We start from the raw sequence: 15,599 nt of genomic DNA on the forward strand, positions 1-15,599 counted from the left end.
CTAAAACAATCAGCCATAAAAAATGCCATTCACTATCAATAGTGAATGGCATTTCAGCATAAATGCAGGTTTATCGTTTACTTAAAAACAATGATTATTTCTTTTTCTTTACCGCTTTTGCATTAGGTAAATCAGTAATTGAACCTTCAAAAATTTCAGCCGCTAAGCCAATAGATTCATTTAATGTTGGATGAGCATGAATGGTTAAGCCTATGTCTTCTGCATCAGCACCCATTTCAACGGCTAAACAAATTTCGCCCAACATTTCGCCCGCGTTGATACCAACAATGGCACCACCAAGAATACGGCCCGTTTCTTTTTCAAAGATTAACTTAGTTTTACCTTCGGTACGGCCAGAAGCGATAGCACGACCAGAAGCCGCCCAAGGGAAGTTAGCTACTTCAATGTTTAAACCTTGCTCTTTAGCTTCAGTCTCTGTTACGCCAGTCCAAGCCATTTCAGGATCAGTGTAAGCAACAGAAGGGATACAACGTGGTTCAAAGGTATGTTTCTTACCTGAGATAACTTCTGCTGCACAATGCGCTTCATGAACCGCTTTATGTGCCAGCATAGGTTGACCAACAACATCACCAATAGCAAAAATATGTGGAACGTTAGTACGTAGTTCATTCGTTACATTGATGAAACCACGTTCATCAACGTTAACACCTGCTTTGTCAGCAGCAACTAAATGACCATTTGGCTTACGGCCAACAGCCACTAAAATTTTGTCGTAACGTACTGGTTCTGCTGGTGCTTTTTTACCTTCAAAAGTCACATACAAGCCGTCAACTTTAGCTTCAACGGCAACCACTTTAGTAGATAACATAATGTTGAAGTTTTTATTGTTGAAATTAGTATAAATTTTAACAATGTCTTTATCTGCAGCTGGTACTAATTGATCAGCAAATTCAACCACTGAAACATTAGCGCCTAAAGCTCTGTATACCGTACCCATTTCTAGACCGATAATACCACCGCCCAATACTAACATTTCATCAGGAATGTCATGAAGTTCTAAAGCGCCTGTTGAATCAATAACGCGTGGGTCATCATTTGGAATAAAAGGTAAATCGATAACAGAAGAACCTGCGGCGATAATAGCATTATCAAAAGTAACCGTCGTTTTCTCGCCGTCATTGCCTTCAACTTCAATCGTTTTATCTGAAGTGAACTTGCCGTAACCGTAAACTGTAGTCACTTTACGCGCTTTAGACATTCCACCTAAGCCGCCAGTAAGTTGGGAAACTACGCTATCTTTCCAGTCGCGAATTTTATCTAAATTAATTTCTGGCTTACCAAATGTAACTCCGTGAGAAGCCATAGCAGCTGCATCATCAATAACTTTAGCAACATGAAGTAATGCTTTTGATGGGATACAACCCACATTTAAACAAACGCCACCTAATGTTTTTCGGCTTTCAATTAAGACTACATCTAAACCTAAATCTGCAGCACGGAATGCCGCTGAATAACCACCGGGGCCTGAACCTAATACTACTACTTGAGTTTTAATTTCGTTACTCATGTTTACCTCAATTAACTTGTTGTTTTGTCATTTATCGCTTCGCCAATATGGAAAGCCACAAATATAATATTATTTATACTTTACTGGGCAGAATTTTACTTAAACTCCTACCAAAGTACCATCTTTAATCGCGCCTTCTTTGACCAAAGTAGTAAAAAGTGAGAAGCATTTCTGCCTACTCACTTTTATCTTAACGTCAAAGACTCTATCAATTATAAGATCAATTGACGGATATCAGACATTACACTGGCTAAGTGTACCGTAAAGCGTGCGGCTAAGGCACCGTCAATAACACGATGGTCGTACGACATTGATAATGGCAACATAAGTTTAGGCTCAAAATCCTTACCATTCCACTTAGGTTTTATTTCTGATTTTGAAACACCTAAAATTGCCACTTCTGGAGCATTAACAATCGGCGTGAATGCTGTACCACCAATACCACCAAGGCTAGAAATAGTAAAACATCCACCTTGCATATCGGTCGCTTTCAATTTGCCATCTCGTGCTTTCATGCTAATTTCTAGGAGTTCACGAGAGAGTTGATGAATACCTTTTTGGTCGACATCACGTACTACCGGAACGACTAAACCATTAGGCGTATCAACAGCAACACCAATGTGAATGTATTTCTTGAGAATTAAGCTTTCTCCGTCTTCACTCAAACTTGAGTTAAACGCAGGGAATTCACGTAAAGCATCAGCAACCGCTTTTAAAATAAAGACTAATGGTGTGATCTTAAAGCCTAGTTTTTTCTTTTCACAAATAACATTTTGTTCTTTACGAAACGCTTCAACATTAGTGATATCAGCTTCATCAAATTGAGTAACATGTGGAATAGTTACCCAATTACGATGGAGAAATGGACCTGATATTTTTTGAATGCGCGTAAGTGCTTTCGTTTCAATTTCGCCAAACTTAGAGAAATCGATAGCCTTAGCACTGACGACCTGTAAGCCCCCCTCACCCGCAGCAACCGAGCTACCCGCATTAGCTTTAGGTCGAGACAGTTCGTATTTCACGTAAGACTGTACGTCTTCTTTTAAAATACGACTTTTTCTGCCCGTTCCTTTAACTAAGGTCAAATCAACACCATATTCACGAGCAATACGGCGAATCGATGGCGAAGTATAAATACTACCCGATGAAGCCACTGTGCCCGCTTGTGGATGATGCGGAACAGGAGCAGCCTTTTGTGGTGCGGGTTTAGCTTTTGGTGCTTCAGCAACTTCTTCAGCAACAGGAGCAGGAGCAGCGACTTCAATCGGTGAGCCACTTGATGTTTCAAGCTTAATAACAATAGCGCCCTGCTTTACTTTGCCACCAACGCTAACCAATACTTCTTTAACGGTACCCGCATGTGACGAAGGCACATCCATCGTCGCTTTATCTGTTTCTAAGGTGATTAAACCATCTTCAACTTCAATAACATCACCAACACTCACTAAAACATCGATAATTTCAACTTCGCCATCTTCACCAATATCAGGCACTGCAATATCAATAATTTCACTTTGTGCTGATACCGCCGCCTTAGCAGGAGCCTCAGCAGGTGCAGGAGTTGACTCAACTTCTGCAACCGTTTCTTCTACAGCTTCTGCTGGCGCTTCGTCTGTAGTTTCCTCTGTAGCTTCAGCCGTTTCGGGTACTGCTTGCGATGATGTCATTTCAGCAATCACATCACCTTCTTTAATCTTATCACCGACACTGACCAATAATGCCGATAACTTTCCAGCAAATGGTGCGGGGATGTCCATTGATGCTTTATCAGTTTCAACGGTAACAATTCCTTCGTCTGCTTCGATTGAATCACCAACAGCAAAACAAATTTCAATAATTTCTACTTCGTCGCCACCAACATCAGGGACTAGAATCTTTTGACTATCTGACATATTAAATCTCCTAGTCTGCTTATGCGTAAAGTGGGTTAAGTTTTTCAGTGTCGATATCAAAGCGTTTAATCGCTTCAGTGACTACTGAACGCTCAACATCACCACGGTTAGCTAACTCAAATAACGCAGCAACAACAACATAAGCAGCATTCACTTCAAAGTGAGTACGTAAATTAGCGCGACTGTCACTGCGACCAAAACCATCGGTACCTAGACAGCGATATTCGGTGTCTATGTAGGCACGCACTTGCTCTGAATAGTTTTTAATATAATCAGTTGCTGCAATTGCAGGACCATTTCCTTTGGTAATAACGTTAGAAATGTACGCTTGTTTTTGCTTACTTTCTGGGTGAAGCATATTCCAGCGTGCAACATTCTGACCGTCACGCGCTAATTCATTGAATGAGGTTACAGAGTAAACATCACTTGAAATACCGTAATCAGCACTTAAAATTTGCGCCGCTTCACGTACCTTTTCCAAGATAGTGCCTGAGCCCATTAACTGCACATTCACTTTTGGTTTTTTCGAAGCTTTCTTCGCCGCTACCGTTTCAAGTTTGTAAATACCTTTAATTATCTGCTCTTCAACATCTTTATTGTCAGGCATCGCCGGATGTTTATAGTTTTCGTTCATCAAGGTTAAGTAGAAGAAAATATTTTCATTTTCTTCATACATGCGACGTAAACCTTCACGCACAATAACCGATATTTCATAACCATAAGTAGGATCGTACGTCACACAATTAGGGATCAAACCTGCTTGCACATGTGAATGACCATCTTGATGTTGTAAACCTTCACCATTCAAGGTTGTTCGACCGGCAGTAGCACCTAGTAAAAAGCCTTTTGCTTGGCTATCACCTGCAGCCCAAGCTAAGTCACCAACGCGTTGGAAACCAAACATAGAGTAGTAAATGTAAAATGGGATCGTTGTCGCATTACAAGTAGAGTAAGACGTACCTGCAGCAACCCAAGATGCCATAGCACCTAATTCATTGATACCTTCTTGTAAAACCTGACCTTTTTTATCTTCACGATAATAAGCAACTTGGTCAGCATCTTGAGGAATGTATTTTTGCCCTTCGTTTGCGTAAATACCCACTTGGCGGAATAAACCTTCCATACCAAAAGTACGTGCTTCATCAGGGATAATAGGCACGATACGCTTGCCTATTTTTTTATCTTTTAATAGTGCATTCAATACACGAACAAAGGTCATTGTTGAAGAAACTTCACGATCACCAGAGCCTTTCAATATTGCGTCAAAGACTTTAAGAGATGGAATTTCTAACGTTTCATCTGCTTGTACACGACGAGCAGGCAAAGAACCTCCTAACGCTTCACGACGCGCCTTCATATACTTGAACTCTTCGCTATCTTCAGGGAATCGATAGAAAGGCAAATCAGCAATCTCATCGTCATTGATCGGCATATTGAAACGATCACGGTAAAGCTTAATAGATTCAACATCCATTTTCTTCACGTTATGAGCAACATTCAATGCTTCACCTGAGGCACCTAAACCAAAACCTTTTACTGTTTTTGCTAGAATAACAGTTGGACGACCTTTAGTTTCTATCGCTTTTTTATAAGCCGCATAAACTTTAACCGGGTCATGGCCACCACGGTTCAAACGATAAATATCTTCATCAGACATATTGGCAACCAATGCCGCTGTCTCAGGGTATTTATTGAAAAAGTTCTCACGAGTATATTTACCACCCTTGGCTTTACAATTTTGGTATTCACCGTCAACCGTTTCTTCCATAAGTTGTAAAAGTTTACCTGAAGTGTCACGGGCAATAAGGGCATCCCAGTAAGAACCCCAAATAACTTTAACGACCTCCCAGCCAGCGCCACGGAAAGTACCTTCAAGCTCTTGAATAATTTTGCCATTACCACGAACAGGGCCATCTAAACGCTGTAAGTTACAGTTAATAACAAATGTTAAGTTATCTAAATCTTCACGTGAAGCTAAACCAATAGCACCTAATGATTCTGGCTCATCGGTCTCGCCATCACCTAAATAACAGTAAACGCGTTGTGCTGAACAATCTTTAATACCACGATCGGTTAAATATTTAAGGAAACGCGCAGTATAAATTGCTTGTAATGGACCTAGTCCCATAGAAACAGTTGGGAACTGCCAGAAATCTTTCATCAAATGAGGGTGAGGATAAGAAGATAACCCTTTACCATCACATTCTTGACGAAAGTTATCCATTTGAGATTCAGTTAAACGACCTTCCATAAAGGCACGCGCATAAATACCTGGAGAGATATGTCCTTGCGCGAAAATAAAGTCACCACCGTCTTTTTCAGAAGCCGCTCTAAAGAAGTGATTAAAACCGACATCGTATAACATCGCAGAAGAAGCAAAACTGCCAATATGTCCACCTAAGTCTAAATCTTTTTTCGACGCACGAAGTACCAGAACTAAAGCGTTCCAACGGATAGCTGCACGAATGCGCGCTTCAATCGTTTGATCACCTGGCATATTAGGCTCTTGCCCAGGAGGTATGGTATTTACATAAGCTGTTTTTGCTTCAAAAGGTAAATGTGTGCCACTGCGACGAGCGCGGTCAATAAGTTTTTCTAAAATGAAATGTGCACGATCTGGACCTTCGTTTTCCAGAATAGAATCCATAGATTCCAACCACTCTTGGGTTTCCAATGAATCTAAATCAATTTTTGGGAGCTCAGACATAATTACTTAGTTTCCAATAGTTAGTAAGTGTATATAGTCATCATTACTCTATATGCAGGTTTATTGCGTTTCAAAACTAGCACTACGGCGTTACTCATTGTTGCAATAGCAAACCATTGCTGCAAACAAATGCCTTGTATCTATAATTTTGCACTCACACTAAACGTCAACATCTTAAATTATGATAGCTATAAGTTAAATTTCTGTGTTTAAAGATAGTCAACTTTTGCATATTTACATGCCTTGATTAACGTTAAACAGTTATTTTCTAAATTTTATTTTGCAACGTAATAGCCATTAATATTCACTACGTTGCATTCTGCGCATTGATCTTTCCATGCGACTATCTTCTTGTGACATTTTTAGTAGCACTTCTTCTATGAAAGCGAGGTGACGGTGACTTGCTCCCCAAGCTTTTTGTGGCTGACCACTAATAATTGCGTCTAACAAGCGTTTTCTAAATTCAGCCATTTGCGCAAATATATCTGGGCGCTTAGCTAAGACAGTAAGATTTTGCTCAATATTATCAATCAACAAACTCGACATACTTCGCGCTAAGTGCAGAGTGACCGCATTGTGTGACGCCGCACATATAGCAAGATAAAAGTCGAAAATAGCTTCAGCCTCTAAACGTAAATCATTTTCTAACTGGGCATTGCCGATACTGTCATGCTTTTTCTGTATTTCAGCAAAATCATTTTCAGTGCCCCGCATCGCCGCATAATATGACGACATACCTTCAATACCATGACGAAACTCTAAGAGATCAAATTGCGACTCTTTACTTTTCGACATTAATTCAAATAACGGATCAGACAAGCCTGATAGAATTTGGTCACTAACAAATGTGCCACCGCCTTGGCGACGATTTACTAAGCCTTTAGCTTCTAACTTTTGAATAGCTTCGCGTAATGAGGGCCGAGAAACATCAAATTGTTTTGCTAACTCTCGTTCAGGTGGTAATTTTTCACCTGCTTGCAAGCTACCTTCAAGAATCAAGGCTTCTAATTGTCGTAAAATTACATCCGACAACTTTGCTTGCTTAACTGGCTTTTGGATACCTGACAATGTCATAACTAACAGCTTAACCTATAGTTTTATTGGTCTAGAGTTAGATAAAACTAAAAAGTGATTAAACTTTCTTTGTAAATCTTCTAAAAACCAAGAGGTAAATTGGTCTTACCAATCAAAAAAGTGGTGTAAAAATACCAAAAAAAACACATTTTGTAAAGAGAAGATAGAACAGCTAGCCTGATTTTCCAAGTACTATTTTAGAGCTCGAACTCCAAACAACTGTTTGAATAGCTAGCACAACAACTCAAATAAAAGCCTTGTATCAAACACTATTTCGACCAAAAAAATGGTCATTAAGCTAAATTATTTTATCTGGTTAATCTCATTTTTATACGCATTGTGATTCGATAACAGATCAAAAAAACATCATAAAAATTATTGAACAGCCCACTATAAATTACGCTTAAATCTTAAAAAGGGCTAGATGTTAAATAAAATAGCCCTTTACAAAGGTGAGTTTCCATTAATTAAAAAGCAATTTAAGCGACACAAAACAATAATGAATTATGGGACTATTTTTAATTTATCGCTTTATCTGACCAATCTAAACGAATATCCCACCCTTCTACTCGATGCTCTGGCTCTAATGGTGCAACTGATTCATCGATTGTTTTATGAACGTTAATTGCAGGTGTAATATTAACATCGCGGCCATGAATAAAACTCTGCGTTCTGACAATTTGGGTATAGGCTTTATTCATGGCATAAGCACGTTGCTTGGACGGGGTAATTAAGGCATAAACGTCCGCTTGCTTTACTTTTTCCTTATTAACAGAGCCATCTTTGTTATACCACTTGCTCTGCATTTCCGTGTTTTCTCGAAATTCATTACCGCCACCATTAATTTGTAGATATTGTAAAATATCCCCCTCTTGCTGTCCTTTCGATGGTGCATCTTTCATGCCTTTTAAATTAATATAGCCCCAACCTGCTCGTCCAGTTACTTTTCTTGGAAAAGCAAACGTTTGATCAATAGTGGTACCTATAGCGGAGTGACAACCCATGCAGTAGAAAGTTTCTTCATAAGACTGAGGTCGTAACTCACCATTATAATCTTCTATGTAGCCTTGAATAAGCCAGCCAAATTTATTATTAAAACCACGGTCTTTAACACGGATATAACTGGGTAATTGTTCATCAAGTTTCTCTTTGCGCTCTCGCCGATAAGCACTATCTATTGCCGAGTCATTTAATAATTGCGTTTTTGTCATATAACGCAACTCTTTCATCCGTTGCGGAATAGTGGTTTCACCCTTTTGATCAATCCCAACATAACGAACTGAATGCATAATTTCGGTGTTAACCGGGTATTGTTGACGAGGCACCTTAATCTGCTTGGCATCGCCAACAAAGTATTCTTGAGCTAGCAATAATTCAACTTGTCCGGTTAATTGACCATCTATATTTAAGTCGCTATTAAGCGTTACTTCATCGGCTGGGAAAATATCTATTTGTGGTAAAGCCTTAATACTCATTTCAACTAGCGAAAGATTAATTAAATAGACATCTTCATTATATTCGCCATTAAGTTGCCTAAACTCTGCTGCTAAGCGAATTAATACATCATCTGTGGCGCCATTCGTTGGCCAAAAGGTTCCTGGAAAGGGCTTGTAATTAAACGCCACCCAACCTGTGCCATCTTTAGCAATACCTTTATCATTAAAGGCTTCACCAGCTAAATTATAGTTTTTCAAATCGGGAATAAAACCTTGCCAGTCATTATCTTTTAATGTCGTCGACAATTGACTGTAGTTATCTTGATCTATGTATTGTGCTATTTGTTGATCAGATATTTTTGCTATCCAAGGTTCGCGGTTAACAAATAAGTTTTTCCAGCTATTACCCTCACCTTCATCAGAAAAGTTGTAAAGCCCCTGATTAACCCCGTCATTACGTAAATTATTGCGGTAACTATCAGTTTCGCTATAGCTATAGGTTTGATGGCAGGTGTAACAGGGATTGTTACTCCCTGCAGTTTTGGTGTAACACTGCGAGGGAATAGGTGCTTCTTCATTAATACTACCATTAGCGGTTGGCGTGATTATTTCACTCATGTCAACATCGGGTAGTAAGCCCGGAATCATTTTTTCACTTTTTGATAAACTCGAAAAACCAATAAAGGAAATCGTCACTAGTAAACTAAATATTAACACGTAATTTTTCATAAGCTTTAATAGCCCCTCATTTATATATCAGTAAATTATACAAGGCTTTTATTACAGTTATTTGAAGCGAACTTTCATGTTTTCTTAACAATAAAGTCAAAAAGAAGTCACCTAATTGTCACACCCAGATATTACTTTAATAGCGTTTTTACACATAACTCTAGGAAGATAAAATGCTGAATCTAAAAAAAAGAAAAATAGCGACACTCATAGCAGTGATTCTTGGTTCGTCAATGTTAACAGCGTGTGGTGGTGATGACGGTAAAAATGGGACAAATGGTTCTAATGGCGTTATTGGATTAGATGGTAGCAATGGCAATGACGGTGTCAACGGTACTAATGGAACTAATGGAACTGATGGCGCTAACGGGAGTGATGGGGCTAATGGGCAAAACCTGACAGCTGCAGCAAAACTAACCCGCTTAGCAACCGTGCCAGTAGGGGCAGAAATTACGGGTATGTTTTTAACGGATAACGATGAACTTTTCTTCAATGTACAACACCCTTCAGATCTGTCAGGTAACGAAACACCAGCAAAAGTTGGCGTAGTAACCGGATTTGACTGGAGTACGCTTGACCCTATGACTGAGAGTTTATCGGTTCCAACAACCGATACAGAAAAAATGGCAGTACGGGTTGTTGCCGGAACTTACCAAGTTTTGGGGCAAGCAGGTGATACCTTAAATAACCAATTACCGCATGGTTTAGGCGCAATTGCTAGTGCTGATCAAGCCACTAAGATTAAGCAATCTCAAGATCCTGATTTTAATGCCTTCGTTCCAACCTCTGCCAGTGGTGACACAGGTTTTTTATTCACCGCATGGGAAGATCGCCCTGGGGCAATGAGCCGTATAGAACTATCTAAAGAAGACAGCGGCACTTGGACAATAGGTGATGCGATTAACGTTGATTTTTCAGCGGTATTAGGTACGTTAATTAATTGTTTTGGTACTTTATCTCCATGGAACACCCCCTTAACGTCAGAAGAAAATTACGAAGCTGAAAATACCGAGCAATGGAATAACACCGCTTATTTAGATGGCTATCCTAGTTACCCAGATGTTAAAAACTTACAAACCTATTTAGCAAGTTCAACATTACCCAATCCCTATGATTACGGCTATATAGTTGAAATTACAGACCCAACTTCAACAAGCCCAACCCCAATAAAGCATTTTACCTTAGGTCGTGTTGCCCATGAAAATTCGGTGGTCATGCCTGATTGGAAAACAGTTTACACCACAGATGATGGTTCCAATAAAGCCTTTTATAAATTTGTAGCTACCAATGCTGGTGATTTAAGTGCTGGTACTTTATATGCCGCTAAATTAACGCAAGACGCAACAAGTGCGCCAGCAAAAGCCGGCTTTGATATTCAGTGGATTGAGTTGGGGAGCAGTAATAATACTGAAATAAAAACTTGGATAAATTCATACAATGGTATTACGGAAGCTGATTACATTGAAGGTGAAACCAGCTATATCACACAAACAGAAATAGATGATTGGGCAACCAATGGAACTGGCGACGACCGCTACGCCTTTTTAGAAACATTACGTGCAGCTAAAGCCAAAGGCGCAACCACTGAATTTCGTAAAATGGAAGGTGTGGTGATTAATTATGATGGTGTTGCTAGTGGTGCCGTACCTTACATGTATGTTGCGATGTCTGAAGTAGGAAAAGGTATGGTTGATAATGAAGGTGATATTCAGCTTGATTCATCAGCTTACTGTGGCGCGGTATATCGCTTTGGTGTCCAAACAGATTTCAACGTTAACCGCATGGAACCAGTCGTTGTCGGTGGCGCTTATAATTCAGACGGCGATGCCAATGGCAACAGATGCGATGTTAATGGTATATCCAACCCTGATAATTTAGCGGTGATGGACGATGGTCGTGTTTTAATTGGTGAAGACACCAGTAAGCATGTTAACAACGCCCTTTGGATTTATAACCCTAAAGGTGAATAATCTTTCAAAATTTAGCGTTAATATTGATAAAGCCCAGCATGTCTGGGCTTTTTTTCATATAAAAAACGAGGCAAATATAAGACTGTTTACCGCTCGATAGCAATCACTAGAAGTTGCTTTAATTTCAGCATTAAGAAATAACTTAGCAATACAAAACACTCACTAAATATTAACTCAACCATAGCAAGTAAATGCTAAGTAAATGCCATGGCAACTTAGCGTAAACAGCGGTATTTTTAAGCGATCAAACATATTATACCGTATATTTTATATCTTATTTGACCATGAAATACATTCTATGGTGGTATTGTACTATAGCGACATTTATAATTAGGTAAATCAGAATTAAACAAACAAATTCTATTGTAACTATCGCTATATAGTACCAAGTTGCTATGTAGTCATTTTGAGGAAGAGTATATGCTTTTTAATGGTTCGTTTAGCACAGACTGCCCAATTCGTCAGAAAATCCGTGAATTTTATCGTATTGATGAAAATATAGCAGTAGATCATATTCTACCTGTGGCAGAAGTTAATGTTAGTGCTAGAAGTAGAGCTTGGGAAAGAGCTCGCAAAATGGTTTTACAAATTCGTGAAGACCAATCTGGGAATGGCGCAATTGATTCCCTATTAAAAGAGTACTCACTCTCCAGTGAAGAAGGTGTGGTATTGATGTGTTTGGCAGAAGCCTTATTACGTGTGCCAGACAAACATACTCAAGATGCCTTAATTCGTGACAAAATTTCTCAAGGCCAGTGGAGCAGTCATTTAGGCAGCAGTGATTCACTGTTTGTTAATGCTTCATCATGGGGCTTATTAATTACCGGCACTATGGTTAATTATGCCGATAAACGCAAAAAAGACAGCTTTGGTTTATTGAAAAAAGTCATTGGACGCTTAGGCGAGCCAGTTATTCGAAAGTCAATGAACTACGCCATGAAAATAATGGGTAAGCAGTTTGTGATGGGCGAAACTATTCAAGCGGCAACAGCGCGTGCTGCCACTAAAGAACAGCAAGGTTATGTCTATTCCTACGATATGCTCGGTGAAGGTGCTCGCACCATGGCGGATGCAGATCGTTATTTTAAAGCATATCAGGTAGCAATAGATGCCATTGGCGGCGTTGCTCGCGCTTCGGGTAAAAGTGACCCTCGCAGAGTTCCTGGTATTTCAGTAAAACTTTCAGCGATTCATCCGCGTTATGAATTTACCCATAAAGCACGCGTTATGGCCGAAATTGTGCCAAAACTTAAAGCGCTTTGCTTACAAGCAAAAAGTTATAACATTGGTTTAACCGTTGATGCCGAAGAATCTGAACGCTTGGATATATCACTTGATATTATTGAAGCGGTTTTTAGTGATAACGAGTTAGGCGATTGGACAGGTTTTGGTATGGCTTTACAAGCTTATCAAAAACGTGCACTTTTTGTCGTCGATTGGTTACGTGACTTAACCCTACGTGCTAACCGAAAAATGATGATCCGTTTGGTTAAAGGTGCTTATTGGGATACTGAAATTAAGAATGCTCAAAAAGATGGTCTTCAGCATTTCCCTGTTTTCACGCGTAAGTCTTCTACCGATGTTTCTTACCACGCCTGTGCTAATAAATTACTGGAATACAGAGATAGCATCTATCCACAGTTTGCTACGCATAATGCTTACACCGCGGCAACCATTGTTGAGCTAGCTGGCGATGATAAAGAAGGTTTTGAGTTCCAATGTTTACATGGCATGGGCGATTCTTTGTATGACCAAATTGTCTCAAGTGAAAATATTCAATGTCGAATTTACGCACCTGTTGGTCATCATGAAGAGCTATTAGCTTACTTAGTCCGTCGTTTATTAGAAAACGGCGCTAACTCTTCTTTTGTTAATGCTATCGTTGATGAGTCTCAGCCAGTCGAATCTTTATTGGGCGATCCCGTTGAAAAGACCCAGCGCTTAAAAGATAAATATAACCAGCAAATAGTTAAACCTATCGCCTTGTATCATGATGCGAAAGGTCTGGGCCGTGATAATTCTAAAGGGCTAGACTTAACCGATATTAATGCTATCGCGCCGTTAAAATTGTCATTAGATAACTGGTTTACCGATCATCACATCAATGAAAATGATGTACCTGCAGGCTCGGTAGCGGTTAAAAACCCCGCCAACCATAGTGAAGTCATAGGTTTTCATCAACACCACACTAAAGATGACATGCTGGCAATGATCGACACCGCACAAGCAACATTTGCTTCGTGGTCGAAAACACCGGTATCTGAACGTGCCGATTTGTTATGTCGCGTTGCCGATATTCTTGAACGCCATATGGACGAACTTATCGCCTTATGTATTAAAGAAGCGGGTAAAATTGCTCAAGATGGTATTGATGAAGTCAGAGAAGCCGTTGATTTTTGTCGTTATTATGCTAACCAAGCGATTGAACTCGAAGAAGATGAACGCTTAGAAGCTCGTGGTGTAGTACTGTGTATCAGCCCATGGAATTTCCCATTAGCGATATTTTTAGGGCAAGTTGCTGCGGCAATCGCTACCGGTAATACCGTATTAGCAAAACCTGCTGAACAAACGAGTTTAATTGCCTTGCGCACCATTGAACTGATGGAGTCGGTTGGACTACCTGAAGGTGTTGTTCAAGCGGTTATTGCTCGCGGCAGCGAAGTGGGCAGTGTTATTGTGCCAGACAGTCGTATTCAAACCGTTATGTTTACAGGTTCCACTGAAACCGGCACAATAATTTCACAAACCTTGGCTGATAGAGGTGGCGATCAGGTGCCTTTTATCGCTGAAACCGGTGGACAAAATTGTATGATAGTTGACTCAACTGCCTTGCCTGAGCAAGTTGTTGACGATGTTATTTCTTCAGGATTTCAATCGGCAGGTCAGCGCTGTTCTGCGCTTCGTGTATTATTTTTACAAGAAGACATCGCTGATAATGTCATTACTATGCTTAAGGGGGCCTTAGCAGAATTACATGTCGGTAACCCGGAATATTTAAGCACAGATATCGGCCCAGTAATTGATGAAAAAGCCCTCAGCGCGCTCAATGCACACAGTGACTATATGCAAACCCATGGTCAATTATTATATCAGTGTGAAATATCAGCTGAAGTGGCAGGTAACGAGCATTTCTTTTTTGCGCCTCGTCTTTATGAAATTAAAGATATTAGCGTCCTTAAAAAAGAAGTCTTTGGCCCTTGTGTGCACATTGTTCGTTTTAAAGGCAATGAAATAGAAGCGGTTATCGATAAAATTAATGGTACAGGTTTTGGTTTAACTATGGGTATTCATACGCGTATTGAACACCGTGCTTTTGATTTAGCTAAGTTGTCACGTGCGGGTAATGTTTATATTAACCGTAATATGATTGGCGCCATTGTTGGTGTCCAACCTTTTGGTGGCCGTGGTCTTTCAGGTACAGGACCAAAAGCAGGTGGACCCAATTACTTAACACGTTTAGTTATTGAAAAAGCTACGCCAGATGCCGAACAATTTAACTTACTACCTTCACAGGTAGAAGCCTTAGACGGTGATGCAGAATCAGATAAAGCCTCAACTTTGTTTATGGACAAGGCAAATGCTGCAGAAAAAGGCTGGCGCTTAACTGAGTTAAATACCCGTCTTTCTTGTGTTCGTCAGCTGTTAGCCAAAATTGCGCATATTGATATTGTTGAAGATTTAGCCGACGATTTAAATCTGACCTTAAAAGGCGCTCGTTCGCAGTTGATTGATATTGAAAAGCGTTTGAAAAAGCCGACATTCTTACCAGGACCAACAGGTGAGTCTAATGTGTTGTATTTGGAAAACCGCGGTAATATTATTTGTTTTGCCGATGCGACAGTGAGCTTTCACTTCTGGGTACTATCTATTGTAACGGCGTTGGCTACCGGTAATACCGTTGTTAGTGTTGTTTCTGATTTGTATTATGATGAAGCCATCGCCTTTAGAGACAAGTTCCTCTCTACGGGTGCCGATGAAGGTGTTTTTCAGGTTGCACGTTTACGCCACTTATCAACGATGTTAGCGCACCCTGCCTTGTCAGGTGTTGTGGTCGACAGTCATTGTGATCGTAAGCACTTTATCAGTGAAAAATTAGCTGAACGTCAAGGGGCGATATTGCCAGTGATCAGTTCAGAATATTTCGATAATTTGATCCAGCGTCTATTAACCGAGAAAACGATTAGTATTGATACGACTGCATCAGGTGGTAATACATCGCTGATGACCTTAGTTGAAGAAGATTAACAACTGATTGCCTAAAAA

General features: G+C 39.9%; 7 protein-coding genes. 2 read left to right on the forward strand and 5 right to left on the reverse strand.

What is annotated here, in order from left to right; genetic code table 11:
- Positions 1–94 precede the first annotated feature (94 nt).
- The 5 genes from lpdA to H4J66_RS07665 form a co-directional block, all read right to left on the reverse strand.
- Complete coding sequence (gene lpdA, locus H4J66_RS07645; protein ID WP_182172685.1) at positions 95–1,528, reverse strand: dihydrolipoyl dehydrogenase; 1,434 nt, start codon at positions 1,526–1,528, stop codon at positions 95–97.
- Positions 1,529–1,740: 212 nt separating this feature from the next.
- Positions 1,741–3,420, reverse strand: coding sequence for a dihydrolipoyllysine-residue acetyltransferase (aceF, locus tag H4J66_RS07650; RefSeq protein ID WP_182172688.1), 1,680 nt, complete (start codon positions 3,418–3,420; stop codon positions 1,741–1,743).
- A gap of 19 nt (positions 3,421–3,439) precedes the next feature.
- Positions 3,440–6,127, reverse strand: a complete 2,688-nt coding sequence (aceE, locus tag H4J66_RS07655) for a pyruvate dehydrogenase (acetyl-transferring), homodimeric type (RefSeq protein WP_182172691.1) — start codon at positions 6,125–6,127, stop codon at positions 3,440–3,442.
- Positions 6,128–6,424: 297 nt separating this feature from the next.
- Positions 6,425–7,186 (reverse strand): pyruvate dehydrogenase complex transcriptional repressor PdhR, encoded by a 762-nt coding sequence (pdhR, locus tag H4J66_RS07660; RefSeq protein WP_182172768.1) that lies wholly within the window; start codon positions 7,184–7,186, stop codon positions 6,425–6,427.
- A 533-nt stretch (positions 7,187–7,719) separates the two neighbouring features.
- Positions 7,720–9,366 carry a hypothetical protein gene (locus H4J66_RS07665; protein WP_182172694.1) on the reverse strand — a complete coding sequence of 549 codons (1,647 nt, stop codon included), beginning with the start codon at positions 9,364–9,366 and terminating at the stop codon, positions 7,720–7,722.
- Positions 9,367–9,539: 173 nt separating this feature from the next.
- Between H4J66_RS07665 and H4J66_RS07670 the strand changes: the two genes are divergently transcribed.
- Both H4J66_RS07670 and putA read left to right on the forward strand, forming a co-directional pair.
- Entirely contained in the window at positions 9,540–11,336 is a 1,797-nt protein-coding gene (locus H4J66_RS07670) for a PhoX family phosphatase (RefSeq protein WP_182172696.1), read from the forward strand.
- 420 nt (positions 11,337–11,756) lie between these two features.
- Positions 11,757–15,581, forward strand: a complete 3,825-nt coding sequence (putA, locus tag H4J66_RS07675; protein WP_182172699.1) for a bifunctional proline dehydrogenase/L-glutamate gamma-semialdehyde dehydrogenase PutA — start codon at positions 11,757–11,759, stop codon at positions 15,579–15,581.
- The last annotated feature ends 18 nt before the right edge of the window (positions 15,582–15,599 follow it).

This window comes from Colwellia sp. MB3u-55 (assembly GCF_014076785.1).
GTDB lineage: Bacteria > Pseudomonadota > Gammaproteobacteria > Enterobacterales > Alteromonadaceae > Colwellia_A.

Coding starts and splice junctions, on each gene's coding strand:
- lpdA (WP_182172685.1), bottom strand. CDS start 1,528: ATGAGTAACGAAATTAAAACTCAAGTAGTAGTATTAGGTTCAGGCCCC.
- aceF (WP_182172688.1), bottom strand. CDS start 3,420: ATGTCAGATAGTCAAAAGATTCTAGTCCCTGATGTTGGTGGCGACGAA.
- aceE (WP_182172691.1), bottom strand. CDS start 6,127: ATGTCTGAGCTCCCAAAAATTGATTTAGATTCATTGGAAACCCAAGAG.
- H4J66_RS07665 (WP_182172694.1), bottom strand. CDS start 9,366: ATGAAAAATTACGTGTTAATATTTAGTTTACTAGTGACGATTTCCTTT.
- H4J66_RS07670 (WP_182172696.1), top strand. CDS start 9,540: ATGCTGAATCTAAAAAAAAGAAAAATAGCGACACTCATAGCAGTGATT.
- putA (WP_182172699.1), top strand. CDS start 11,757: ATGCTTTTTAATGGTTCGTTTAGCACAGACTGCCCAATTCGTCAGAAA.